The 8,076-nt window shown below is 46.9% G+C and carries 9 protein-coding genes; 5 read left to right on the forward strand and 4 right to left on the reverse strand.

Features of this window, described 5'->3' with window-relative positions:
• Positions 1-123 precede the first annotated feature (123 nt).
• From V6C93_RS15285 to V6C93_RS15300, 4 genes are all read right to left on the reverse strand, one after another.
• Positions 124-426: a hypothetical protein gene (locus V6C93_RS15285; RefSeq protein WP_333477524.1), complete on the reverse strand. Its 303-nt coding sequence runs from the start codon at positions 424-426 to the stop codon at positions 124-126.
• A gap of 445 nt (positions 427-871) precedes the next feature.
• Positions 872-1,132 (reverse strand): hypothetical protein, encoded by a 261-nt coding sequence (locus V6C93_RS15290; RefSeq protein WP_333477525.1) that lies wholly within the window; start codon positions 1,130-1,132, stop codon positions 872-874.
• A 223-nt stretch (positions 1,133-1,355) separates the two neighbouring features.
• Positions 1,356-1,859, reverse strand: a complete 504-nt coding sequence (locus tag V6C93_RS15295) for a hypothetical protein (protein ID WP_333477526.1) — start codon at positions 1,857-1,859, stop codon at positions 1,356-1,358.
• A 105-nt stretch (positions 1,860-1,964) separates the two neighbouring features.
• On the reverse strand, positions 1,965-2,270 hold the full coding sequence (locus V6C93_RS15300; RefSeq protein ID WP_333477527.1) for a hypothetical protein: 306 nt from the start codon (positions 2,268-2,270) through the stop codon (positions 1,965-1,967).
• A 278-nt stretch (positions 2,271-2,548) separates the two neighbouring features.
• Between V6C93_RS15300 and V6C93_RS15305 the strand changes: the two genes are divergently transcribed.
• From V6C93_RS15305 to V6C93_RS15325, 5 genes are all read left to right on the forward strand, one after another.
• Entirely contained in the window at positions 2,549-3,094 is a 546-nt protein-coding gene (locus tag V6C93_RS15305; protein ID WP_333477528.1) for a hypothetical protein, read from the forward strand.
• 56 nt (positions 3,095-3,150) lie between these two features.
• Complete coding sequence (locus V6C93_RS15310) at positions 3,151-3,468, forward strand: hypothetical protein (protein WP_333477529.1); 318 nt, start codon at positions 3,151-3,153, stop codon at positions 3,466-3,468.
• Positions 3,469-3,524: 56 nt separating this feature from the next.
• On the forward strand, positions 3,525-6,311 hold the full coding sequence (locus V6C93_RS15315; RefSeq protein WP_333477530.1) for a hypothetical protein: 2,787 nt from the start codon (positions 3,525-3,527) through the stop codon (positions 6,309-6,311).
• 37 nt (positions 6,312-6,348) lie between these two features.
• Positions 6,349-7,071, forward strand: a complete 723-nt coding sequence (locus V6C93_RS15320; protein WP_333477531.1) for a hypothetical protein — start codon at positions 6,349-6,351, stop codon at positions 7,069-7,071.
• 63 nt (positions 7,072-7,134) lie between these two features.
• A partial coding sequence (locus V6C93_RS15325; RefSeq protein WP_333477532.1) for a hypothetical protein occupies positions 7,135-8,076 on the forward strand: 942 nt, incomplete at its 3' end.

The following is an 8,076-nucleotide window of genomic DNA, read 5'->3' on the forward strand; positions in this document are numbered from 1 at the left end:
AGGAATGTTTTTGCACATTTGGGATGCTCCCTTCTTGCCTAACTGTTATGCTGGGCGTTAGCAAAAAAAAATAGCTACTTCACTTCCAGTTAGCTTTACATATTGAAAGTGAAGTAGCTATTTTTACTGACCTTGATTTAACCTGTTTCTCCGGAAGCGATCGATGTCGAGTTCAAATACGATATACTTCACCCTTTTAACGCTTACTTCAACTCTGGCTGGAGTGAAGCCCAGGAATTTGCACAAACCATCAAACGCCTCTTGTTTGCAAGCTAGGTAGGGTTCTCTAATCTCTCGCTTTGCCCCAATCTTCCATTGAAGTGGAGCATTGATGTACACGCTATTAGGGATATCATCTCCAATGAATTCCTTTACCTGATCTACTTCTGAATTGTTCGTTTGGGCTAATTTTGTTGAGTCGTTCATTGCTCTATACCTCACTAATTGTATTTATCTCTAAGAAGGCGCTAGCCTTTTTGTGCCGAATTTTTGCTCCTTTCAGCCCTATAGACAAGCAGATGTTTCTTATCTAATCGAAATATTCGGTTTTAACCGCCTTCTGACAACTTTCAGGCAATCTTTATTAATCTCCACAGGCTGACAGATTCGTACCAAGTTTTCTCGTATGTTGAACCTGTTGTTCCTTCATTCCTAGTTTTTCAGCCAGTTCTCGAAAACGTCCACCCTAGATCGATTCTTGAAGAGGATTAAGTAGGTGAGTAACTCAAGAGAGGAAATTGGTAATATCTTTGCTCACACAAAAAAATTATTGTGATGATATATAAAGTATATATATTCCTATCGTAAAATGCAATGCACAGCTTTTTTGTAGCCATAACGACGGGCGTTATCTGTACTCAAAAATTGCTGCTCATAGAGATCGGATTGTTAAAAAAAAGGCGGCTCCCGATCGCCGCCCCAACCATGCACTATTGGCAATTGAGTTTAAAAGTTCAATTCTGGACTTGGCTGCATTTTCGCTTTCGTACCCTATAAAGTCATCTCCATTCCCTTCTGTTGTGTCGCAGACCCAACAAGCCAATTTGTTGTCGTAGATATGATACGGATGTGTTCTGATTCCTTGGATAGACCAAGAATGCAGTTCAAGGATTTCAAACTGAGGCTGAGGCATTGTTTTTTTAGAATATTTTCTAAAAAATAAGAGGCAGGTTAATAATAACCTGTCTCTTTTTTCAGTATATAGATTCATCTTTATCATTAAAATTTAGCGCTAGCTATTTTTTTCAACAAGATTGCAACAAGATGCATACCGTTTTTGACTCGCTTTAAATCCAAGAGGTGCGAACGGAGGGCTTTGCCAAATTCCAGCCGACTGGAATTTGACAATGGGTTCCCTACCACAAGTCAAATACGTCAATGGGCTTGGCGTGCTGTAAATCGAGTACTGGCTCTTTTGGAACAAGTCCTAAGTCGATAAGCGTTAGACAGCAGCCATGAAGGATTTGAACGTGACATCTTTTGTCAGCCAGCCCTTTTACCGGAACGTAGTCTTTTAGATCGAGGCACCAGCACACAAGTCCCCTGACGCGACCCGACTGGATTGCTTGACACAACGCCAGTACTTTGGTCAGATAGTCTTGTTCCCAAGCTTCAAGTTGTTCTGTTTTTCCACTCTTGCAGGCATCCACAATTCTGTTCCAGAGCCAGCTTCTATAACTTGATAGTGACTCTGCTAAATCTTTGACGGCACCTTTGACATACTTGGATTTTTTCCAGGAATACGGGTTCCCTAGATTGATTAGCAATTGCCCGTTTAAGTAATTTTCTCGCTTTGGTCTGCCGCCGTATACGAGTCCCGACTTTCCACAGTAGCCATTTTTAAACTTTAAGATGTCCATAAAATTTCCGCGTTTATTTTAAAAAATAAGCACCCTCAACACACGGATGCTCTCGGTCTAATACCGCTTGCCTGTTTTCTCTCTTGTGCGTAAAAGCGTTAGCTATTATGAGGCTGCATATTTTTCCAGGACACTCAACAAGAATACGGCTATTCCACAAGCTATTGCCTTTGGTAGGTTTCCCATTTTCACGGCAGGACACAGCAGGTAACCTACTAAAAACCACGCGCTTCCAAATAGAGCCATACTTATCCCCCCGGCAAATAGCATTCCTAACCCCATCGCCACGCTTGCCACTGTCAGTATCCAGGCTACCCCCGCATCTAGCGCGATCGCATACGGTTCCATGAAGTCAAAAAAACTCCCGATCGCTTTAACGGTAATTTCAATTACCCACCAGATTTTCTTCATACGAATTCCAGCCTTAGATCTATCTTTTTTTTTATTGAAGACTTTGTAAAGTCCGTTCCAATTTTAGCAATTTCTTCCTCTAACCAAAGGAGTAGATGCTTGAAGGTGTTTTTTTGGAACCCTTGCCCTGTATGGATTATAGATCGGGGCTATTACCCAAAATTCTTCCTCTAACTGCCTGCCTAATTCATAGGTAGGAATCTTTACCCCTTTTGTTTCAGTTACCTTCATCTTGAACTCCTCACTACAGCAATTGAAGAAGGTAATCCATTTTTCTTATGGCTTTAACTCAGACACACCGCTTTAATCGTCGATCAAAAGATGCTTCCGTATATCCCCTGATGGTTGCATCCTCGTTTGTTCTTTTGACCGATATGGTCTACACGTCCAGCGTGTTGAGCGTCTCGGCGGTAACTCTTGGAAGCATCGGCATTTCCTATATGCTCTGGCCTGCTGAGTTTAGCACCGTGGGTCGTTGGCTCAAACGGTATCGATTGAGCTGGCAAGCCGGTTTGCTTGTTGCAGTGGCAGCAATGTTTTTCCTCAACGGTATATCCCAACCGGCTTCGGCTCAGTTTTTCGGACAAGCCGAACAGTGGATGACGGGGCAATTCCCCCAAGGCGGTCAGGTTATTCCATTGGTGTTTAACGTTTTGCGCGGTTTGTTCATCCTGTACCTGGGTATTTCTTTGGTGAAAGTCGTTCAGGCAGCACGTCAGGACGAAGACTGGCAGAACTTGGCACGTACTCCTCTCATCATCCTGATTGCTATCACAATGGGCGACTTACTCAGTCAGTTCATCATCGGTGGGGGTGGCGCTTAAAGAGCGGGGTTTTCACGCGCACACGATATGACTCAACAAGAGATATCTTTTAGGCCGTGACTGACGATTCCAAAAAATTCCGCAAGGTTAACGCCAATCTTGGTCAGCAGCCTAATATCGGACCTTTCCCTGCTGACCAATTCCTTCCCTGGATCGCCATTGTTGGAACATCTTACTACTTGTGCAAGGTGTTGTTGCAATTTAATTGGGTCGCTACTGGTTGTGTCGCTGCTTGGGGCATTGCAACTTGGTGGGTTCTGACTGGTTCCAAGTCTTGGCGATTCTTATCCAAATTCATCGGTACTCCCTACTTAGTACGCGGCTACGGTCGCTACCGACCATTCCTTAAGTCTGATTCCCAAGACCCTAGATAGTTAGTTTTTCAATCGTTTCAAGCGCTACGTTTTTACGGTTTTTAGGTTTTAGGCAAATGCAACTCAAGAGAGAGCCTGTAGCTAAACAGGCGTCTAACAAGGCTGAGAAAGTTCCCAAACAGAAAAAGAAAATTGGCGCTCAAAGGTTTGACAACGGCTCCGAAAAGCGCAAAGGGACGCCGATTGAGGACTTGTTTCAGTTGGTATCGATGGTTCGCATCGAATTGGAAGGTCGCCAAGTAGGCGGCTACCTTCTCCAAAAAGATGAGAACAGCTTCATGGTTACTTTTGGGTTTGAATGCATGGGCATTCATTCCACCATGCGAGCCGAACAAATCGACCCAGTTTTTGATGCAATAGAAGCTGGTTTGAAGGACTTTCCCCAAGGTGGTGAGTGTTTGACAATTCATATGTCTTCGTTCACCACCGATGCCCTTCGCCAACGCCAGCTTAAGACGCTGATAAAGCAAGCGCCTTCCGATGAGATTGCCTACCTTCTGCTGTCGGATCGTCAGAGGGTTGCCGAACTTACCAAAATGGGCATTCGCAAACCCAAAAAACTTTATCTCTATTGCACCTATACCATCGAACCCGGAGCGGTTGGCGCGTCCGATCCGATTGAGAAGCTGCTTGGCAAATGCGATCGCATTTGGAAAGACTTTACTGGGCAACTGGCTAAAGCTCAGTTCGTGCAGATGGAGCAGCTTTTGGCTGCTTCTTATGCCACTGGTTTTCAGCAATGGGAACAACTTTTGTCCAACAAGCTCGGGCTTAACTTAAGAGTCCTCAACGATACCGAGCTTTGGGAACTTCTTTGGTATCGCCTGAACCAAACCCAGCCAATTGATGTTCCCCAAGTCTTGGTTCTTACTGAGAACGGCTTGCGCGAAGAAGTGCGTAGTGAAATGTCTCCCTTGACGCTTTTAGCCGCAGAGGAACTGCCCGTCACCGACCGCCGCTGGGTACACGCTAACGGCAAATATGTCGGAGTCATGCCCTTTGTCGATAAGCCGGGGGGCTGGATTGGAAAGGAATCTCAACTTCGTTACATCTGGGAGGTTTTATCAAAAGAGAAAGTTTACGACACTGAGGTTTTTTGCCAGTTGACTAGAGCTAACGAAGCGATAGTCAAAAGCAATATGCAGCGCCTGACCAAACAGGCGAATACAGCTACGGCTATTGCATCGCAGGGGAACTCCATCGATGTCAAGGCACAGCTCAACATCAAAAAAGGTGTAGAAGCGCAAGAAGCTCTTTATGAGGGAGCCGTTCCCTTCTACACAAGCGTCGTTTTTCTGGTTCACCGCAAGTCGAAGAACGTCCTGGACGATGCTTGCAACTATCTCTCGTCTCTATTTCTGCGTCCGGCTTGGGTGGCGAGGGAAGAGGAATATCCCTGGCTCATTTGGATGCAGACATTTCCCATCTGTTGGCAGCGGCTTTTAGCCAAGCCCTTTAATCGCCGTCAGACCTACTTGAACGGTGAAGTCCCCGGACTCATGCCAATTGTGATGCCGCGTACCTCCGATTCGACCGGATTGGAATTGATTGCGGCAGAGGGTGGAAGTCCTATTTACATCGACCTCTACACCAAACACAAAAACTTGATGCTCTTTGGAACTACCCGTTCTGGTAAGAGCGTTTTGGCGGGAGGGATTCTCACCCAGGCTCTCGCTTACGGGATGCCTGTCGTCTGTATGGACTATCCCAAGCCCGATGGGTCTAGTACGTTCACCGATTACACCCACTTTATGGGCGATCGCGGTTCGTATTTCAACATCAGCAAAGAGTCGAGCAATCTGTTCGAGCTGCCCGACCTTTCAATGTTGCCTGCTGACCAACAAAAGGAGCGCCTTGAAGATTACAAGGACTTTTTGATTCAAGCTCTGATGACGATGGTGGTCGGTGCTAAGGGTGGCGATACCGCAGCCGAGCGAGCATTCTCCGATACGGTGCGAAGCATTCTGACTCTAGCGGTAGATGCTTTCTTTAGCGATGACTTGATTCGCGATCGCTACGCTCAGGCATTTATTGGGGGATTTGGCAGTGAGTTTTGGCTCACGATGCCTACGCTGCACGACTTTTTGGGCTATTGCTCCTACGAGCGCCTCAAGATGGATGGAGTCAGCGATGACATTAAAACGGCAATGCAGCAAATCAAGCTGCGCCTCAATTTCTGGCTCACCTCGCGGGTAGGTAAGTCTATCAGTCGTCCTTCAACGTTCCGCGCTGACTCTCAGCTACTGGTGTTTGCACTGGCGAATCTCAGTAACGATGAAGACGCAGCGGTTCTTTCTTTGAGTGCTTACTCGGCAGCGCTGCGTAGAGCGCTTGCATTTCCCGCGAGCATCTTCTTTATAGATGAGAGTCCCATCCTTTTTGAATATGGCTCGATTTCTCAGTTGGTGGGACGCTTGTGTGCCAACGGTGCTAAAGCCGGGGTACGTGTCATCCTTTCTGCCCAAGAGCCGATCAGTATTGCCAATAGTGCGGGTGGAGCCAAAATTTTTGCCAACATGACCACTCGGTTGGTCGGGCGGATTCAGGCGACTGCGGTAGATGCCTTCGTGGATATTCTCAAATATCCCCGTGAGATTATCTCTCGCAACGCTTCCGAAAGCTTTTTCCCCAAGAAAGAGTCCATCTACTCCCAATGGCTGGTTGATGACATGGGTACTTTTACCCAGGCTCGTTTTTATCCGGCTTTTGGGCTGCTAGCGGCTGTCGCGAATAACCCCAATGAGCAGCAGGCTCGGACGGACGCAATGCGTCGCCATTCCGACAAGTTTGTTGGGCTGAACACGTTTGCCCAAGAGCTAGTTGCTTCGATTCGCGCGTCCTAACACTCACTATTGCACTTTGATTGCAACGCAACTTCATATGAACAAGAAAAAACTTTCCTTCTTAGTGAGCGTAAAAACAGGTTTTGTCGCCTCTGTTCTGTTGTTAGGAGTTATGGGCGCTCCAGCTCATGCCGCACCCAGCGGCGGTAACTCCGATCCAATATCGAGCCTCACTGACTGGTTTAACAATCAACTCAAAGCCGTTCAGGGGTACGCCGATAAGTTCTCTGAAACGATTGGCTCCCTTGGAGACGAGTTCAAAGGTCTTACTGATGGGCTTATGGGCGATCTGGGTTTAGCTGATTCTACCAAAGCCAGGGAAAAGTCTAAAGAGGCATCCCTTGATTCCAACTCTCCCGAATATAAGGGCGAGACGGCGGCTAATGAAGTGGATCGGCAAAACGCTAACGCCAGCTCCGAAGCTGTCCTTAGTGACGCCGGTCAAAAGCAACAAGCAAAAGCTTACGACCAAACTCAGACCAGTGTTGAAAACAACCAGCAATATGCCGAGCAAGCTCAAGGTGACGAAGTGACTCAAAACGTCATGAAGCATATCGCTTCTCAGACGGCTGAGACTTCTAACGTCTTGGGAGGGTTGAGGGCTGACTCTCTCAAGCAGACCGAACAGGGTGCTCAAACCAATAAACAGCTCACTAATATTTCGCGAACGGTTGATGGTCAAACGCAGCAATCTAACTACCAAGCCATTGGCGGTGGTTACTCTAACCTGCGTACTGCCTCTCAAGCCAGTTTGTTTTAGTCAATTCTCACGCCGAGTGAGCGTGATTCCTTAAACATTTCAACGCCATCTTTCCACACAGTTATGTTCCTTTTTGAGCTTCCCTTATTTTTGGCTCAATCGAATACTTCTCCTGGTGAGAGTGCCTCCAAAATTACTGAAGATGGCGCAGCCGCTAGCGAGGCGATCGCTTCGGCAATGGATCAACTGTGGCAGGACGTGATTGGTGCCGGTGGAGTCGGGGGTGCGGGTTTGTACGGCGCTATTGCTAACTTGGGTTTGCTATTTGCCGTAGGCACTCTTCTTATTTGGGTTGTGCAGTGGGCTAAAGCCCTTGCCGATGATTCCACCGCGTCACCTTTATCTGAAGTTATCTGGCCTCTTCTAGTTTGCGCCCTTCTTGCCAATCAGGGGCAATTACTGTCCACTTGCACCTTGCAGCTAAGGGACGTAATCAATGCTACCAACCAGGCTGTTTTGGATCAAACGTCTAGTTCAATTCGACTGAAGGAAGCTTACAAGCAGGTTGTTACCGAGGGTGGAGCTGCCGACTTAGCCGAATCGTTGGTCAATCAGTGCGCCTCAATTGTCGAACCAGAGCAACAAAAAGCTTGCCTTGATAAAGCCAAAGCTCAAGCTCAACAAGTTGGCGGAAATTTGCCCAACGGACCATCCAACGGGTTTCAAAAGTTTTTGGATGGATTGGGTCAGACATTTAACACCAATATCTTTCAGTTAGCCGTTCGAGGTTGGCTGATTGCATTCGGAATTGCCTTTCAGTGGATTGTTGAAATCTCCCTGCTGCTAACAGGACTGCTCGGTCCTCTTGCTGTCGGTGGCTCTCTCCTTCCTATCGGTCAAAAATCTATTTTCGCTTGGCTGACTGGGTTTTTCTCGGTTGGTATGGTGAAGCTTTCGTTCAATATTATCAGCGGCTTGGTTGCCACTTTAGTTTTAAATGCCGGACAGAACGACCCAATGATATTTGCTTTTGCTACGGGTCTTCTAGCTCCAATTTTGTCACTG

It is taken from the genome of Allocoleopsis sp. (genome assembly GCF_036703385.1).
Classification (GTDB): domain Bacteria; phylum Cyanobacteriota; class Cyanobacteriia; order Cyanobacteriales; family Coleofasciculaceae; genus Allocoleopsis.

Coding starts and splice junctions, on each gene's coding strand:
- V6C93_RS15285 (WP_333477524.1), bottom strand. CDS start 426: ATGAACGACTCAACAAAATTAGCCCAAACGAACAATTCAGAAGTAGAT.
- V6C93_RS15290 (WP_333477525.1), bottom strand. CDS start 1,132: ATGCCTCAGCCTCAGTTTGAAATCCTTGAACTGCATTCTTGGTCTATC.
- V6C93_RS15295 (WP_333477526.1), bottom strand. CDS start 1,859: ATGGACATCTTAAAGTTTAAAAATGGCTACTGTGGAAAGTCGGGACTC.
- V6C93_RS15300 (WP_333477527.1), bottom strand. CDS start 2,270: ATGAAGAAAATCTGGTGGGTAATTGAAATTACCGTTAAAGCGATCGGG.
- V6C93_RS15305 (WP_333477528.1), top strand. CDS start 2,549: ATGGCTTTAACTCAGACACACCGCTTTAATCGTCGATCAAAAGATGCT.
- V6C93_RS15315 (WP_333477530.1), top strand. CDS start 3,525: ATGCAACTCAAGAGAGAGCCTGTAGCTAAACAGGCGTCTAACAAGGCT.
- V6C93_RS15320 (WP_333477531.1), top strand. CDS start 6,349: ATGAACAAGAAAAAACTTTCCTTCTTAGTGAGCGTAAAAACAGGTTTT.